We start from the raw sequence: 16,233 nt of genomic DNA, 5'->3' as shown, positions 1-16,233 counted from the left end.
CGGTCGTTGCGGCGCCGCCATCGTTGCCCATGAAGCCGGCTTTCGCACCGAACGCACCGAGAATCGTCGTGCTGGACTGGCCGCTGACCGAGATCGTGCTGTCGCTGGGCGTCGTGCCGGTGGGCGTGTCGCGTCCGCCGTGGTACATGCGTGTCGACGGCGTTCCGCCGTTACCGCGCGACGTGACCGATACGGGGCTGCTGTTCCAGCCGAACTTCGAGGTGCTCGATGCGCTGAAGCCGGATCTGATCGTGATCACGCCGTTCCACGCGCCGCTGCGCGCGATGCTCGAACGGATTGCGCCGACCTTGACCGTCGGTCTGTTCGGGCAAGGCCTCGATGTGTATGCGGCCGTTCGCGATGCGACTCGGCAGCTCGCGCAGGTCTTCGACCGCCCGGCGACAGCCGACGTGCTGCTGGCGCGGGCCGATGCGCAGCTTGGCAACGTCACGCGGCAGCTGGCTGGTTTTCGTGCGACGAAGCGGCCGGTGTACCTGCTGTATCCGATCGACGATCGGCACATGTCGGTGCTCGGTGAAAACAGTCTGTACGGCGGGGTGCTGTCGCGCGTCGGGATCGCGAATGCATGGCGTGGCGATGCCGATCCGCAAGGTGCGACGCAAACCGAACTCGCCGCGCTCGCGCGGCAGCCCGACGCGCAGGCGCTGGTGCTCGACATGCCGCCCGGTGTCGGTGCGCAGCTGGCGCGTGGCCCACTGTGGAATGCGCTCCCGTTCGTGAAGGCAGGCCGCGTGCGCACGCTCGGCGCGCTGCCATCGCTCGGGGGCGTCGTTGCGTCGATGCGCTTCGCGCATGGCCTGGCACTCGCATTGCAGGAGGGCGCGCGATGAGGGCGCGGACGATGACGGCCGATGCCGGCTCGCGCGCGTGGATGCTGCCGGCGCTGCTGGCGCTGGCAACGGTGTGGGCCGTCTTTCACACGCTGGCCGCGCAGCTTCCCGTCGCGCAATGGCCGGGCATGCTGACGGGCGGCGCGGACGTGTCGATGGCGCAACTCGTCGCGCGCTATGCGTGGCTGCCGCGCGTCGTCGTGTCGATGACGACGGGCGCCGCGCTCGCACTGGCCGGGGTCGTGTTTCAGCAGGTGCTGCGCAATCCGCTCGCGGAGCCGTTGACGCTTGGCGTATCGTCGGGCGCGTCGCTCGCGCTGTCGGCCACGTCGATCGTCGCACCGGCGCTGGTGGCGGGCGAGCGCTTCGCGGTTGCGCTCGGCGGTGCGGCGATCGCGATCGCGGCGACGCTCGCGCTGACCTGGCGCAAGGGTTTCGCGCCCGTGCCGGTGACGCTCGCCGGCATGGTCGTGAGCCTGTACGGCGGCGCGCTCGCCGTGCTGCTGGCGATCGTGAACGAGCGTTCGCTGGTTGCGGTGTTCATCTGGGGCGCGGGCTCGCTCGTGCAGAACGGCTGGGAGGTCGCGGCCTGGCTCGTGCCGCGCGTGGCCGGCTGCATGGTCGCGGCGTGGCTGCTCGCGCGGCCGCTGGCGCTGTTCGCGTTGGACGATCGCGGCGCGCGCCAGCTCGGGTTGTCGGTCACGGCGGTGCGGTTGGTCGCGCTCGCGATCGCCGTGTGCCTGAGCGCGCTCGCGACGAGCGCGGTTGGCGTGATCGGTTTCATCGGGCTTGGCGGCCCCGCGCTCGCGCGGCTCGCGGGGGCGCGCCGGCTGCGCGACCAGCTCGCGTGGGCGCCGTGCATCGGCGCGCTGCTGCTGACGCTCGCGGATCAGCTCGTGCAGTGCCTGCCCGGCGTACTGGGCGGCCGGTTGCCGACCGGCGCGGCGCTGGCGCTGCTCGCCGGTCCGCTGCTGCTGGCGATGCTGCGGGGCGTCCGTACCGGCGGCGTGCGGTCTGCGATCGATACGTACGACACGCGGCGCCGTTCCGTCGTCCGGTTCGTGTTGCCGGGCGGCGTTGCGCTCGTGCTGGCCGTATGGGTGTCGCTGCATTTCGCGGTGACGATCGACGGCTGGCAATGGACGCATGCCGCGCAATGGCCGGCTGTCGCGTTCTGGCGCGTGCCGCGCGTCGCTGCATCGCTCGGCGCGGGCGTGATGGTTGGGCTGGCCGGCACGGTGCTGCAGCGCCTGATCGGCAACCCGATGGCGAGCCCGGATCTGCTCGGCGTGAGCGGCGGCGCGATGCTCGGGCTGCTGGCGGTCGCGCTCGGCGTGGGCGTGCCGTCCGCGCCCGCGTTGCTCGGCGGTGCGTCGGCGGGCGCGCTCGCGTGCCTGGCGGCGATCATCGCGTTCGGGCGTCGCACCGGCTTCGCGCCGGACCGGATGCTGCTCGCCGGCATCGCGATCAGCGCGTTCTCTCAGGCCGCGATCGTGCTCGCGACCGCGCGCGGCGGCGTGCAGGCCGAACTGCTACGCGCGCTGCTGTTGGGCTCGACTTATGTGGTCCTGCCGCAGACTGCGGTTGCGGTGTGGATCTGCACGGTCGCGGGGGGCGCGCTCGCGTGGCTGGCGCTGCGCTGGCTCGACATCCTGCCGCTCGGTGCCGACGTCGCGACCGCGCTCGGCGTGCGTGCGAGCCACGCACGGGCGGCACTGTTCGTGGTGGCCGCGCTCCTGACGGCGGGCGCGACGATCGTGATCGGACCGATGTCGTTCGTCGGCCTGATGGCGCCTCACTTCGCGCGGCTGCTCGGCTTCGCGCGCGCGCGTTCGCAACTGCTCATCGCGGCGCTCATCGGCGGGCTGCTGATGGTGGCCGCCGACTGGCTCGGCCGCAACCTGCTGTTTCCGCAACAACTGCCGGCGGGCATTCTCGCGACGCTGATCGGCGGTCCGTATTTGTTCTGGCTGCTGCGACGATGATGCCGGCGGCACGTTCAATCCCCACTACAACCGATGGCGGCGCGCCGCCCGTCGCGCGAGCGGCGCGGCCGCGTCGCATGCGCAAGGACACTCCATGTCGCTGTTTCGTTTCCTGACCGGCAGTTTTCGCTGGACCCTGCCGTTCGCGTTGTTGACGAGCCTCGCGAGCGGGATCGGCAATGCGACGCTGATCGCGCTGATCAACCAGGCGCTCGGCGCACCGCCCGAACGCCTCACCGCGCTCGGCTGGCGTTTCGCGGCTGTCGTCGTCGCGGTGCTCGCCGCGCGCGCCGTGTCGCAGATGCTGTTCATGTCGCTCGGGCAGCGTGCGAAGGCGATGCTGCGCATGCGCACGATCCGCCGCATCGGCGACGCGTCGTACCCCGATCTCGAACGGCTCGGCAGCGCGAAATCGCTGTCGGTGCTCACGCAGGATCTCGACACGATCGTCGTGTTTTTCGTGAATTTGCCGACGATTGCGATGCAGGGCGCGGTCATTGCCGGCTGTCTCGCGTATCTCGGCTATCTGTCATGGCAGATCCTGCTGTTCGCCGCCGTCACGATCGGGATTGCGATGCTCGGCTTCCGCGCGGTCCAGGGGCGCGCGATGGCCGACCTGCGCGATTCGCGCAGGCGCGAGGACGATCTCGTGCGCCACTTCCGCGCGCTGTTCGATGGGGCGAAGGAACTGAAGCTTCATCGGGCGCGGCGTGACGCGTTCGTCGGTGAAATGCTGGAGCCGGGCGTCGAAGCCGTGCGCGTGCAGCGCACGCGCGGCTACATGCTGTACGCGGCCGCGGCGAGCTGGGGCAACCTGGTGTTGTTCGCGTTCATCGGCCTCACGCTGTTCGTGCTCGCGCGCTGGTTCGAGATCGATGCACGCGTCGCGTCGGGCTACGCGATGGTGTTCCTGTACATGATCATGCCGATCGAGGGGCTGCTCGCCGCGATTCCGTCGCTCAGCCTCGCGCGCGTCGCGTTCGAGCGTATCGAGCAGCTCGACGCGGAACTGCCGCGCGAGCCGGCCGACGGCGAACGGCCCGGGCACGCGTTCGCGCGGATCACGCTCGACGGCGTCACGCATCGCTACGTGCGCGACGGCGAAGCGTTCACGCTGGGGCCGATCGACCTGTCGTTCGTACCGGGCGAAACGGTGTTCCTGATCGGCGGCAACGGCAGCGGCAAGACGACGCTCGCGAAATTGATCACGGGCCTTTACGCACCGGAAGGAGGGCGGATCCTGCTCGACGGCGAACCGGTCGACGCGGCATCGCGCGAGCGCTACCGCCACCTGTTCTCGGCGGTGTTCAGCGATTTCTTCCTGTTCGAGCGGCTGTTCGGAATCGACGCGGCGTCGCGCCAGCGGGCGCACGCGTTGCTGGACGCGCTGCAGTTGTCGCACAAGGTCGCGGTCGACGGCGCCGCGTTCTCGACGCTCGACCTGTCGCAGGGGCAACGCAAGCGGCTCGCGCTGCTGGTCGCATACCTGGAGGACCGGCCGTTCTACGTGTTCGACGAATGGGCGGCCGACCAGGACCCGCTGTTCAGGGACGTGTTCTACCGGCAGCTGTTGCCGGAACTCAAGGCGCGCGGCAAGACGGTGCTGGTTATTTCGCACGACGACCGCTATTTCTCGCTGGGCGATCGCAGCGTGAAGCTCGACTACGGGCGGATCGTCGCGCAGTTCGGTGCCGTGACGTCGCATTCGACGGTATCTCCGACATGAATCCGATTGCTTCCGTATCGGCGCAGGCTTGCGCGCCGGAGTCGTCCGTGGCCGCGGCAGCGCGGATGGCCGAATTGCAGGCGCCGTTCTTCGCGCTCGAACGCGTGTCGTTCGAAGCGGCCGGGCGTGTGCTGCTGCATCCGGTCGATCTTGCGTTTGCGCGCGGCAGCGTGGTCGGCCTGCTCGGTCACAACGGCTCGGGCAAGTCGACGCTCTTGAAGCTGCTCGCGCGGCAGCAGCGACCGCATGGCGGCACGATTCGGCTGCAGGGCCGGCCGCTCGACGCATGGGCGAACCGGGCGCTCGCACGTGCGATCGCGTATCTTCCGCAGCATCTGCCCAGTACCGACGGCCTGACCGTGCGCGAACTCGTCGCGCTGGGGCGCTATCCGTGGCATGGCGCGCTGGGCCGGTTCGGCGACGATGATCGCGCGATGGTCGACGAGGCGCTGCGTGCGACGGACACCGCGGCCTTCGCGGACCGGGCCGCGGACAGTCTGTCGGGCGGCGAACGGCAGCGCGCGTGGCTCGCGATGCTCGTCGCGCAGCGCAGCGAGTGCCTGCTGCTCGACGAGCCGATTTCCGCGCTCGACATACGGCATCAGATCGAGGTGCTGGCGCTCGTGCGCGCGCTGGCGCTCGAGCGCGGCCTGTGCGTGGTGGTGGTGCTGCACGACGTGAATCTCGCCGCGCGCTACTGCGACCGACTCGTCGCGTTGCGGCAGGGGCGCGTCGTGGTCGACGGCACGCCGGCCGAGTTCATGTGCGACGCCGTGCTGACCGACGTCTACGACGTCCGGATGGGGACGGTCGCGCATCCGATGGGCGACGGGCGCATCGGGTTCCCGTATTAGGTGGCGTTTGCGTAGCAAACCGATACCACTTTGGCTTGTCTTGAAAAAGCAGATGGCGTTGTCGCGGGCCATCTACCAAAAATCAGTCAGGATTTAATTTGACATAATCAACATTATCGACATTTTTGTTGTAAGAGCAAAGTTGTAATGTCGTATCTGGGCAAAGTTGAAATGTCGTAGTTCGAGGGTTTCGGCGCATGCTGGCGGCGATTTGAACTGCCGGAGCGCATCGTGGGCCAACCTGGACTGATCACCATGAGCACGCGGGAGAACGATCGTCGTCACGAAAGAACGGGCTCGTCGTCTCTGCTGGACATACGCGCCCGCAATAGTTCGAAAGCCTCGTTGCTTGTAACTGCTTTCCCGAACAGATAGCCTTGCCCATAAGTACAACCTCGCTCTCTAAGTGCATCCTCAAGCTCGATGGTCTCAATCCCTTCAGCTAAGGTTGACAACCCGAGCCCGCTGACAAGGCTGAGCATCGCGTCGACGATCTTTTCGCTTTCCCTATCAACAAGCATCGATTGAATGAAAGATTTGTCGATCTTGACCTTATCGAAATGCAATTCGCGAAGATGATGCAGACTTGCGTATCCCGTACCAAAATCATCCAGAGACACCCGTATCCCCCATCGCTGTAAATTCTCGATTGTTGATTTTGTCGCCTCAATATCTCCTACCAAGGCTGACTCAGTCATTTCAATTTCCAAACGTTCTGGCGGAAAATCTTCCTCATTAAGAATCGAAAGGATTTGGGCTGGAAAATGTGCGTCGGCGAGCTGTTGAGGAGACACATTCACCGCCAGCGATGGAGTGCCTGGCCACTGCCGGGCATCCCGGCAAGCCTGCCTTAATATCGCGAGCGTAAACGAGGCCGCCAATCCGAGCCGTTCAATGACTGGGACAAACACCTCCGGGGTGACGGGCCCGCGCGTAGGATGAGTCCAACGCGCAAGCACTTCAAAGCCATGAATCTCTCTTGTGGAGAGGTCGACGAGCGGCTGATAATACGGACAGATTGCGTGAGCCGTAACCGCCGTCCGTATGTCAATCTCGAGTTCAGCTTCTTTCCGAAGTTCCTCTCGCATGCTTTCCTCGAAAAACTGGTATTCGCAGATCGACTTTCCTTTGGCACGATACATGGCGGCATCCGCAGATCGTACGAGCGAGTCTGCATCAGATCCGTCACGGGCGTACATTGCCACGCCGATACTTCCACCCATCTCGAGATGAATTCGCTCAATATCAAACGGTGCCCGCAGTGCCTCGATTACACGGATTGCGAGTGCCTCCGCGCTTTGCTGCGCTGCGTGCTCGTCGAAACTGACAAGGAGGGCGAACTCGTCGCCGCCGTGACGGGCGACGATGTCGGTTGTACCTACAAGCGCGCGCAGCCGGTTCGCGATAGTACACAGAACAGTATCACCCGCAGCATGACCATAGAGGTCATTGATTGGCTTGAACCGAACAAGATCAATTACGTACAAAAAGTGCTTCCGGTCGGACGTGTCGTCTTTGAGGTGGTCAATGCGCGAGCGGAGATGCCTTCGGTTGAACAGCCCGGTCAGAGGATCGTGATGTGCAAGGCGTGTGGCGGTTTCCTCGGCGAGCTTTGTCGCAACGTAGGTTTCACGGAGCACTTCCGTGTTGAGTCGGAAGCGTTGGAACGCGCAAATGAGGCCGCCAATTTCATCTCTACGATCGGTCACCGGAAACTGAGTGTCCTCTTGACCTGAAGAAAGGCGGCTAAGTGCGTCGGTGATTCTTTCCAAGGGATGAAATATGAGCAATTCAAGCCGACGCGTCGTCCAAAACTGCACGGCGCATGCCAGGATGCCGACTCCGATAACCAAGAAAAATAATGCCCGTGACGTGCGGACGATTCGAAATGTGTCTATATATGCAGCCGCCGCGTTGGCGTCAATGAGTGTGTCGATTGCCCCGTCAGCCGCTTCGTACAGATTTTTGGTTTCACCTTCAAACGCGGCTTCTGGTGAGCTGCTATTTTCCCAGTCACTCTCAGAGACAATATACGCGTTCGTCCTTTCGAGTGCATGGCTGAGGTCGCCCGGCGAGTATGCCGCGTTACTCGCGGCCAGCACGGCCTTTGACTCGGTAAGTGCACGTCGGTGCTCCGCTGCGCGGCTTATTGCCGTCTGCAGATCTTCTGCCTTCCTAGCCAATAGAATTTGAGCTTGCGCCAGTCGAAGTTCAGTGACTCGGTCGCCCATCTCACCCAATAATTTCGTGTTTGCAATCCATACGCTATTTAACCAATAGGCTTCATTCCGAGTACTGCTGAGCTGTATGCAGACGGCAGCGAATGAGCAGCAGAACAAAGTCGCGATCACAGCGCCGAATACTCTGAATCGTAATCTCGTTGACGCGTTGAGTCTGTCAAAAAAGCTCGTCTGCATCCGGCCTCCGTAATTTTTGTACGTGAACAGCAGTCTGTTTACAGGGTGATCTCACCAGTCTGTACAGGCATTTCTGCTGCGGTTCTCATGCACGACTCTGAAAGTTGCCGCTTCCATATACGGTACGTCCACGGCGCGCCGACAATTTGCGAGTTCAATCAATACAGAGCGAGATCGAAACGAACGCCGACCGCAGGATTGGTTGGCAGAATCAGGAGACTGGTCGCTTGGGCATCACGCCGGTCGGGAGTCGGATCTCGCTGCCTGCGAAGACTTGGCCGCCGATCCAGCGAGCTGCCGTGTCAAAGTGCACAGGCCACCACTTAGAACGACCGCCAACCAGCACTGCTTTCGTTGGAAGGCAGTGCGGCTTCGGGCCTACGTTGAGCAATGCTCCTCGCCTTAGGCATTGGCCGCCGCGCAAGCTCGGGCAGTTGCCCGGGCACACTGGTAGTGCCACGGGTCGAATCAGGCAGGCGGAAAATCGAGACGAGGTCGCGAAGGGTGCTTGACTGCGATGCCATCGACTGGGCCGCTGCCGAAGCCTCTTCCACGAGTGCTGCATTCTGTTGCGTAACTTCGTCCATTTGCATGACAGCCTGATTGACCTGCTCGATACCGGTATGCTGCTCAATCGATGCAGACGCAATTTCCCCCATGAGGTCAGTGACCCGCTTTACGGATTCGACTACGTCCTTCATGGTGGCGCCCGCGTTGTCCACAAGCGATGTACCCGCTTCAACCTTGGCCACCGACTGGACGATTAGCTCCTTGATTTCCTTGGCAGCCGAAGCACTTCGCTGCGCAAGTCCCCGCACCTCGCTCGCCACTACCGCAAAGCCCCGGCCCTCCTCGCCCGCACGTGCGGCTTCAACGGCCGCATTCAGCGCGAGTATGTTCGTCTGGAAAGCGATGCCTTCGATGACCGCAATGATCTCGGCGACCTTTGCCGAGCTTTTGGAAATGTCGTGCATGGTGTCAACGACTTCCGCGACCACCCGCCCTCCTCTGGCAGCGATCTCCGATGCGTTGCTGGCGAGTGTGTTTCCCTGCCTCGCGTTGTCCGTGTTCTGTTTGACCGTCGCTGTCAACTGCTCCATGCTGGCCGCGGTCTCCTCAAGAGATGCTGCCTGCTCCTCAGTCCGTTGGCTAAGGTCAGTGTTACCTGCGGCGATCTGCGCGGAGCCTGTAGCGATGCTCTCGCTACTCGAGCGGACGCGGCTCACCACATCCAGCAACCGTGCGTTCATATTGCGTAGCGCGAGCAGAAGCTGGCTCGTTTCATCGCTACCGGATACTTCAATGTCGGATGTCAGGTCGCCGCGCGCCACAGTCTCGGCAATGCCAACCGCTCGTCCCAGCGGAGTGACTATGGAACGGGTAATCAACCATGCGACAGCGACGGACAGCAGCAGCGCTGCGCCGCAAAGCACACCGGTCAGCACGATCGTCGCGTGATAGTTATTCGCCGCTTCGCTCGTGGCAGCATCTGCTCCAGCGCGATTGAGCTTCACGTCCTGCTCGACCAACTGCACTGCTTGCGCGAACAGCGCTGCAGATTCGCCTGTCGCGAGCGATCTGGCGGCGGAAAAGCCGACATCGCCCGATTCCGAGAGATCAAGAAGTTTCGTGTCGGATATTTCGTATGCAGCCCACGCCCTGTTCAGATCGCCGAAAGCCTGTCGCTCCTCGGGCGATGAAAGGAGCTTCTCGTAGCTTGCCATAGCAGCTTTGAGGGATGACAACGCAGCGTCGTGCTGTGCGCGCTGGTTTCGCTTCGCTGTCGCCTCGCTCTCCATGACGGAGCGCAAGCTCGCTCGCCGGACGCCGTTAGCAAGCGCCCTGATTTCGCCTAGTTTCTGAACACTGGAGAGCCAGTTGTCAGCGATGTCCTGAGTACCCGCATAGATTCTCGACGCCTGCAGCATCGCCAGGCCCCCCGTCATCATTAGAAGCAGCAACGTGATGCCGAACCCGACCCGCAGGCGAGTACCGATCCGTAGGTTTCCTAAATACCTCATTAGCTTTCCCCAGTTCAATATCCGTTTTTAGTGGTGTTGCTCTGCAACTGCCTCCGTTCCGCAACTTCAGCTCATAGGCGCCCCGTTCCTGTCCTGTCGAAAACGGGCTGGCGCGCCATGAATGTTGGAGTATGTTTGGTCGTTCGTTTGGCCCCGTGGGGCTCGTCAGTTTCCCCCTTTGTTTTTGCGGGTCTTGATGCACGCGTACAGCGCCAAGTTATATCGACTATAACGGCAGCTATTTGAAAGGCTTTAGGATATTTTGCCGATTTTTCCGTTTTAAGTGTTTACTGCTTACGGAATCCCCGAGGGCGTTGCGCCGACCGAAGCGATCCTTCGCGGCCTTGAATTTCAACTTCCTTGGCAAAAAAATCACATAGGCCGGTCCCCGCTCCCTTCCCACAGGGGCGGGGGAAGCGAATCAAGGATCGATGCGCACGCGACATCGTAGGTTAAATTGCCGAATTTGCCATATTTGATTTCCCGGGTGCGGTATACCCTTGCATCAGGTATTCTGCGAGCAATGTAGACAGGAACCTCATGGAAGACCCCATCATTACCACCCGGGAAGCAGCGGAGATCCTCGGCGTGTCGGTGCGTACGGCCCAGACATGGATCGAAGAGAACGCGCTCGACTCCTGGAAGACACCCGGCGGACACCGACGCATCCGGCGCAGCGCTGTCACGGACCTCAAGGCTAGGCTTGCTGAGGAAAAGATCGATGTGCCCGCGCTGTTGCTCGTGCATGCGCCACAGCATAAGACCCAGCGTCTTGTGGAAATGCTCGGCGTTCTGCCCGAGTGCGCGGTGCACGCGAGCTCGGACGCCGTTCAGACCTCGCTATGTGCCGGTCATCTTCTGCCCTCAGTGATCGTCGTTGACGACGACAGCGCCGACTGCTTGACCCTTGTGGAGCACATTCTGGAACATCCTGCGCTCGGCCACACTCACGTTGTCATGGTTGGCCATCCCAAAGGCACAGAGAACCCCGCATTCCAAGGCGTCGGACGGCGTTTACACCTGCTAGACGTCGGCAGGTCCGCGAGCGTCATTCAGACCACGGTCCGCCGGTTGCTTGCCGACGACGGAGCACTAAATGAGCTTGCAGCCGGTCCGCTGAAGGGCAGACCGGCTGGCAACGAAGTGCAAAGGCTGAGGGCAGTGACTGCTTCTGGCCTGGTAGATACCCCGACCGAAGAAGCCTTTGATGAAATTACGCGTCTCGCCGCGGCCATTCTTGAGGCCCCCATTGCGCTACTGACTCTTCTCACGCCCGACAGGCAATGGTTCAAGTCACGTTGGGGGCTTGAAACGACGGAAACGCCGCGCTCATGGGCGTTCTGTAACTTCACGATCCTACAGGATGACGTGTTTGTCGTTGAGGACGCGACCATCGACGTGCGCTTTGCCGATAACCCCCTCGTGACGGGCTCGCCGCACATCCGTTTTTATGCCGGGGTCAACATTCGTGACAGTCAGGGGTATCCACTGGGCTCGCTATGCGTGATCGACCGCATGCCGCGCAGACTTCCGAAATCGCAGCGCGACGCACTGAACACGCTTGGGCATCTGGCGTCTGACCGCATTAATCTGCGCATCATGGAACGTAAGCTCCGCTGGGCCACAGGGCAACTGGCCAGCCATACCGCCATATCGGGGCGCTGATCGCCGCCGCTTCCCGAGTTCCACGATCGCGCCGATGTGATCTGGCCAAGTCGCGAGCAGTCATTCAGCTTGCACGCACGGCACCACGTGGACGCAACTGCTGATGCACTTCATGACCGAGAGATCGCTGTTGATGTCATAGCCAGACTTGCCGTCGAGGCTGTCTAACCCGAGAAAGCGTATGGAAACCATACCGTACCGCAACTAGTGGGTCCGGTTTTGGCCTGTAGTTTGATCGCCTGCATCCTTGGGAGCGCCGGCGAAGAACGGGACTGGGACGACCACGATGACGATGCGTGAAGTGGATCGACTCGAGGTAATGCCTTCAGGCAGCCAACGCCGGCGATGATTCCTCCGTGACATCCGGGTTGAAACGGGTCATGCAGTTCAGGTCAAGTGCGCGTATCTGCTCGGTCATGAAGTCGACGAAGATACGAATGCGTGTCGGCAGATGTTGCCGACTGAGATAGCAGATATAGTGGCCGCGATCTTCCGGCAAATACTTCGCCAGCGCGACTACGAGCTCGTTCGATGCAAGGTGGTCGCGAATCTGATAGCCCGCCATCTGCGCGATACCCGTTCCGCGTAGAACCGCCTGCAACACCAGATCCGCGTCGTTGAACGTGAGGCGGGACGTCGGCAAGTACTTTTGTACTCGGCCGTCGACGTTGAATTCCCATTCGAAAATGCGGCCGTTCGCGAATCGGAAGTTGATGCACTCGTGCCGGTCGAGATCCGCCAGACTCTTCGGAAGCCCGTGCCTCGCCACGTACGATGGTGCTGCGCAAAGCGCCATCTGCATCGGAATCAGTTGCCGCGCGATGATGCTGGAGTCCTCGATGCGGCCATTGCGAAACGCCACGTCGATCCGTTCCGACACCAGGTCGAGCGGCCGGTCGTCGAGCAGCAGGTCGAAGACGATGTCGGGGTATGCCCGTGCAAACGTTTCCAGCAACGGCGCAACGATTTTCCGGCCAAACCCCACCGCCGAGCTGATACGGATCAGGCCGCGCGGCGGCCCCTGCCGCAGTTCCAGCATGTCGTTCATGGCCTCGACGATCTGCGCGACGCCCTGGCGGCAGTTCTCGAAAAATCGCTGGCCTTCGCTCGTCAGCTCGGTCATGCGCGTGGTCCGCTGGAACAGCCGCGTACTTAGTTGCGTTTCGAGCTTCTGGACATTCCGGCTCACGGCTGGCCGTCCGACGCCGAGCCGTTCGGCGGCCTTGGTAAAGCTTCCCTCGCTCGCCACTGCAACGAAGGCAAGGATGCCTGCATAGCTCGCCCCGAAGCTCGCGGACAGCGCATCGGCGCGACCGGTCAGGTCGCGACAAACGCCCCGCCCCGAAGGTTCCGAATGATTCATTTCCGCTTCCTCAGACATGTCGCCCACTCCGATTGCCCGTTGCCGGCGTGCGCCGGCGAACCACTGCACACGCGAATCAGCTTCTTGCGAGCCACGGGTCGAGACCGATGCGGCCGAGTCGCGCACTCCCGAGCGGCACCAGCGATTTCTCCTCGACGCGGCCGCCGTAGTAACGGGCATCGCGATCGGTCACCACCGTACGTGTATCGCCGACCGATTTCAGATACCGCGCGACGATCTCCGCGAACGGCGCGCGATCCGGGCCCGCGATTTCGACCGTGCCGTTCCGCGGCCCGGTGAGCGCGATCTGCGCGACGAGCGACGACACGTCTTCCGCGGCGATCGGCTGAAACAGGCCGTCGCCGATGCGGACCGTGCCGTCCACCGTGCCGGCATCCGCGATGCCGCCGATGAATTCCATGAATTGCGTCGCGCGAACGATGGTGTACGGAACGCCCGCCGCCTCGATCGCCTGTTCCTGCGCGACCTTCGCCGCGAAATAGCCGTTCTCCGGCATGCGGTCGCAACCGACGATCGACAACGCGACATGGTGGCGCACGCCGGCCGCCACTTCCGCCTTGCCGAGATTGCGTGCCGACGTGCGGAAGAAGTCCAGCACCGCCTGCGGCTCCCATGACGGCGCATTCGCCACGTCCACGACGACGTCCGCGCCCGTCAATGCGTCAGCCAGGCCTTCGCCCGTGATGGTATTGACGCCGGTGCGCGGCGACGCAGCCAGCGCATGATGACCGGCTTCGCCGAGCAGCGCGACGACATGCGAGCCGATCAGGCCCGAACCACCGATGACAACGATCTTCATCGCAAAATCTCCTGACGAATGGATTGCATTGAACTGCGAGGGGGTATGCGGCGGCGTCGGATCCGTTGAAAGGCGATCGTGACCGTCGCATGCCGTGCCGCAATTGTGGAAGAATCATGTCCTATCCATAAGTGCCAAGAATCGTCGATCGGACTGGTCCATGCGGCATCGATTCCCGTCCTGTTCGCGCTACCCGGGAGACCGTGATGTCCGCGCAAACGCCCCCGCTGTCCATCGAAATCGACCGGCACCACCAGTTGCCCGTCTATCTGCAGATTTGCGAGCGGTTCAAGGCCGCGATCGCCGCCGGTCATCTGCGCCCCGGCGATCGCGTGCCCGCGCTGCGCGGCCTGGCGACGCAACTGAATACGGCGCGCGGCACGGTTGAGCAGGCCTATACGGTCCTGGTCGACGAGGGCTATCTGCAAATGCGCGGCGCGGCAGGCACGTTCGTCTCGCCGTCCCTGCCGGTCTCGCTGACGCAGTCGCTGCCCGCCTCCGCCGAACATGCCGACCCGCAGCGTGCGTCGGTCGGATCGAACGACACGCCGCCGCTACGCCGAGCGCAGCCGATCGCCGTCGCGCTGAGCGGCGAGCCGCACCCGCTGCAACCCGGGCTCCCGGCGCTCGATGCATTTCCGCGCAAGGTCTGGCACCGGCTCGTGTCGCAGCGCGCGCGCAGCAGCGAACGCGCACTGCTCGGCTATCCGGATCCGGCCGGTTACCGGCCGCTGCGCGAACACATCGCCACCTATCTGACGCTGTCGCGCGGCGTCACCTGCGTGCCGGAACAGGTGTTCGTCACCGGCGGCTACCGCGCCACGCTGGAACTCATCCTGCGCAGCCTGGCACGGGCAGACGAGCGCGTGTGGTTCGAGGATCCCGGCTATCTGCTCGCACGCGGGTTCCTGTCCGAGACCGGCGTACAACTCGTCCCCGTGCCGGTGGACGCCGACGGGATCGACGTCGAACGCGGCATGCAGCTGGACGCGCAGGCACGTTTCGCCGTGGTGACGCCGTCGCATCAGAGCCCGCTCGGGCATACGCTGTCGCTGTCCCGCCGCATCGCGTTGCTCGACTGGGCGGAAAAAATGTCGGGGTGGATCGTCGAGGACGACTACGACAGCGAGTTTCGCTATCTCGGCCGCCCGCTGCCCGCGTTGAAGAGTCTCGACCGGCGCGATCGCGTGATCTATTGCGGCACCTTCAGCAAGGCGATGTACCCCGGTTTGCGGCTCGCCTACGCGGTCGTGCCGGAGCGCGCCGTGGAGCGCGTCGAACGCGTGGCGTGCAGCATGAATGCCGGGTCGCCGCCGCTCCTGCAGGCGGCGCTGGCCGATTTCGTCGAACAGGGGCACTTTGCCCGCCATCTGAAGCGCATGCGCGCGCTGTACGGCGAGCGCCGCATGCTGATCGTGCATGCATTGCGTCAGGCGTTCCGCGAGCGGCTGATCGTCGAGTCGCCGGTGGGTGGGATCCAGTTCGCGGTGCGATTCACCGACGGGCCCGATGGGCCGGTCGACGACGTCGCCGTCGCCGCACGCGCGCGCGACGCCGGGCTCGCGGTCGTGCCGTTGTCGATCTGGTATACGAACAGCCATACGCAGCTCACGCCGCGCGGCCTCGTCATCGGGTTCGCGAACATCGTCGACGCGGACGAAGCGCAGCGTCACGCGACAACGCTGCGCGCCTGCGTCGGCCGCTGACGCGCGGGCCGCAGCCGGCCGGAGTGTCACAGTCCTGCGTCAGGGCCCCGATTGGTGTCCGACGGGAAACATTGAATCGCCCGCGACGGCCATACCGTCGCACGGTGCGCTCCGCTAGCATGGGGCGCCCTTCTCGATGGACGAACCTGGAGTCGGGCTGCACCGGAAGATCGCCGCGGTCCGCATACGATCGTTCGCTCCACCTGTTCGTGAAGAGGCCATCTGCCCGGCCGTGCAGCCCCCCTTTGCAACACGCTTCGACAAATGAACGACCGGGAATCGAAGCGTCGCCGAACTCGAGCACGCATCATGAATGACAACACGCTGCAGGCCCCGCCGCTCTCCCTCCTCGACAAGTATCGGGGTCGGGATTTTCAGCCGCTCTATACGACGAGCGTCACCGTGTCCGGTGGCGAGACGGGACACGGCCGCGCATCCGGCGTCGTGCGCTCGGACGACGGAAACCTCGCCGTCGATCTGCGCCTGCCCGCCGAGTTGGGCGGACCCGGCAACGGGACCAACCCCGAGCAATTGTTCGCGGCGGGTTTCGCCGCGTGCTTTCACGGTGCGCTGAACCTGCTCGAGCAACGCGCCGGCATGGAATCCGCCGATACGATCGTGGAGGTGCGGGTTTCGTTTGGCCGCGATCCGATGGACGGCGGCCATGCATTGCTCATAGACGTTCGCGTCCGGATGCCTGGCGTCGATCAAAACATCGCGGAAGAACGGGTTCGAGCCGCGGAGCGCCTGTGCCCGTACGCGAAGATGGCTAGACAAGCCATCGTCAATATCGTGACTGTCGTTGATTGACGCGACGCCCGTCGG

At 63.5% G+C, this 16,233-nt stretch carries 11 protein-coding genes; 7 read left to right on the top strand and 4 right to left on the bottom strand.

Annotation, left to right across the window (positions count from 1 at the left end):
* The first annotated feature begins 68 nt into the window (after window positions 1–68).
* The 4 genes from CFB89_RS08555 to CFB89_RS08540 all read left to right on the top strand — a co-directional run bounded on the left by CFB89_RS08555 (window position 69) and on the right by CFB89_RS08540 (window position 5,416).
* Complete coding sequence (locus CFB89_RS08555) at window positions 69–851, top strand: ABC transporter substrate-binding protein (protein WP_256979610.1); 783 nt, start codon at window positions 69–71, stop codon at window positions 849–851.
* Window positions 848–2,836 (top strand): Fe(3+)-hydroxamate ABC transporter permease FhuB, encoded by a 1,989-nt coding sequence (gene fhuB / locus CFB89_RS08550; protein WP_089467492.1) that lies wholly within the window; start codon window positions 848–850, stop codon window positions 2,834–2,836. The genes CFB89_RS08555 and fhuB overlap by 4 nt, the downstream gene beginning before the upstream one ends.
* Window positions 2,837–2,930: 94 nt before the next feature.
* On the top strand, window positions 2,931–4,562 hold the full coding sequence (locus tag CFB89_RS08545; RefSeq protein WP_089467491.1) for a cyclic peptide export ABC transporter: 1,632 nt from the start codon (window positions 2,931–2,933) through the stop codon (window positions 4,560–4,562).
* A gap of 65 nt (window positions 4,563–4,627) precedes the next feature.
* Window positions 4,628–5,416: an ATP-binding cassette domain-containing protein gene (locus CFB89_RS08540; RefSeq protein ID WP_179233414.1), complete on the top strand. Its 789-nt coding sequence runs from the start codon at window positions 4,628–4,630 to the stop codon at window positions 5,414–5,416.
* Between the two features lie 281 nt (window positions 5,417–5,697).
* Here the strand turns inward: CFB89_RS08540 and CFB89_RS08530 are convergent, their stop codons facing one another.
* Window positions 5,698–7,833: a bifunctional diguanylate cyclase/phosphodiesterase gene (locus CFB89_RS08530; protein ID WP_089467488.1), complete on the bottom strand. Its 2,136-nt coding sequence runs from the start codon at window positions 7,831–7,833 to the stop codon at window positions 5,698–5,700.
* 323 nt (window positions 7,834–8,156) lie between these two features.
* Window positions 8,157–9,854 carry a methyl-accepting chemotaxis protein gene (locus CFB89_RS08525; protein ID WP_089467487.1) on the bottom strand — a complete coding sequence of 566 codons (1,698 nt, stop codon included), beginning with the start codon at window positions 9,852–9,854 and terminating at the stop codon, window positions 8,157–8,159.
* Between the two features lie 540 nt (window positions 9,855–10,394).
* Here CFB89_RS08525 and CFB89_RS08520 point away from each other — a divergent pair.
* Window positions 10,395–11,519, top strand: a complete 1,125-nt coding sequence (locus CFB89_RS08520; RefSeq protein ID WP_089467486.1) for an excisionase family DNA-binding protein — start codon at window positions 10,395–10,397, stop codon at window positions 11,517–11,519.
* 325 nt (window positions 11,520–11,844) lie between these two features.
* Here CFB89_RS08520 and CFB89_RS08515 read toward each other — a convergent pair whose 3' ends face one another.
* Both CFB89_RS08515 and CFB89_RS08510 read right to left on the bottom strand, forming a co-directional pair.
* Entirely contained in the window at window positions 11,845–12,882 is a 1,038-nt protein-coding gene (locus CFB89_RS08515) for a LysR family transcriptional regulator (RefSeq protein ID WP_089467485.1), read from the bottom strand.
* A gap of 76 nt (window positions 12,883–12,958) precedes the next feature.
* Window positions 12,959–13,702 carry an SDR family oxidoreductase gene (locus tag CFB89_RS08510; RefSeq protein ID WP_089467484.1) on the bottom strand — a complete coding sequence of 248 codons (744 nt, stop codon included), beginning with the start codon at window positions 13,700–13,702 and terminating at the stop codon, window positions 12,959–12,961.
* 206 nt (window positions 13,703–13,908) lie between these two features.
* Between CFB89_RS08510 and CFB89_RS08505 the strand changes: the two genes are divergently transcribed.
* Entirely contained in the window at window positions 13,909–15,408 is a 1,500-nt protein-coding gene (locus CFB89_RS08505) for a PLP-dependent aminotransferase family protein (protein WP_089467483.1), read from the top strand.
* Window positions 15,409–15,717: 309 nt separating this feature from the next.
* Entirely contained in the window at window positions 15,718–16,218 is a 501-nt protein-coding gene (locus CFB89_RS08500) for an Ohr family peroxiredoxin (protein ID WP_089467482.1), read from the top strand.
* The last annotated feature ends 15 nt before the right edge of the window (window positions 16,219–16,233 follow it).

This window comes from Burkholderia sp. AU16741, assembly GCF_002223345.1.
Lineage (GTDB): Bacteria > Pseudomonadota > Gammaproteobacteria > Burkholderiales > Burkholderiaceae > Burkholderia > Burkholderia sola.
This window is presented reverse-complemented; position numbering and strand designations above follow the sequence as displayed.

Coding starts and splice junctions, on each gene's coding strand:
- fhuB (WP_089467492.1), top strand. CDS start 848: ATGAGGGCGCGGACGATGACGGCCGATGCCGGCTCGCGCGCGTGGATG.
- CFB89_RS08545 (WP_089467491.1), top strand. CDS start 2,931: ATGTCGCTGTTTCGTTTCCTGACCGGCAGTTTTCGCTGGACCCTGCCG.
- CFB89_RS08540 (WP_179233414.1), top strand. CDS start 4,628: ATGGCCGAATTGCAGGCGCCGTTCTTCGCGCTCGAACGCGTGTCGTTC.
- CFB89_RS08530 (WP_089467488.1), bottom strand. CDS start 7,833: ATGCAGACGAGCTTTTTTGACAGACTCAACGCGTCAACGAGATTACGA.
- CFB89_RS08525 (WP_089467487.1), bottom strand. CDS start 9,854: ATGAGGTATTTAGGAAACCTACGGATCGGTACTCGCCTGCGGGTCGGG.
- CFB89_RS08520 (WP_089467486.1), top strand. CDS start 10,395: ATGGAAGACCCCATCATTACCACCCGGGAAGCAGCGGAGATCCTCGGC.
- CFB89_RS08515 (WP_089467485.1), bottom strand. CDS start 12,882: ATGAATCATTCGGAACCTTCGGGGCGGGGCGTTTGTCGCGACCTGACC.
- CFB89_RS08510 (WP_089467484.1), bottom strand. CDS start 13,702: ATGAAGATCGTTGTCATCGGTGGTTCGGGCCTGATCGGCTCGCATGTC.
- CFB89_RS08505 (WP_089467483.1), top strand. CDS start 13,909: ATGTCCGCGCAAACGCCCCCGCTGTCCATCGAAATCGACCGGCACCAC.
- CFB89_RS08500 (WP_089467482.1), top strand. CDS start 15,718: ATGAATGACAACACGCTGCAGGCCCCGCCGCTCTCCCTCCTCGACAAG.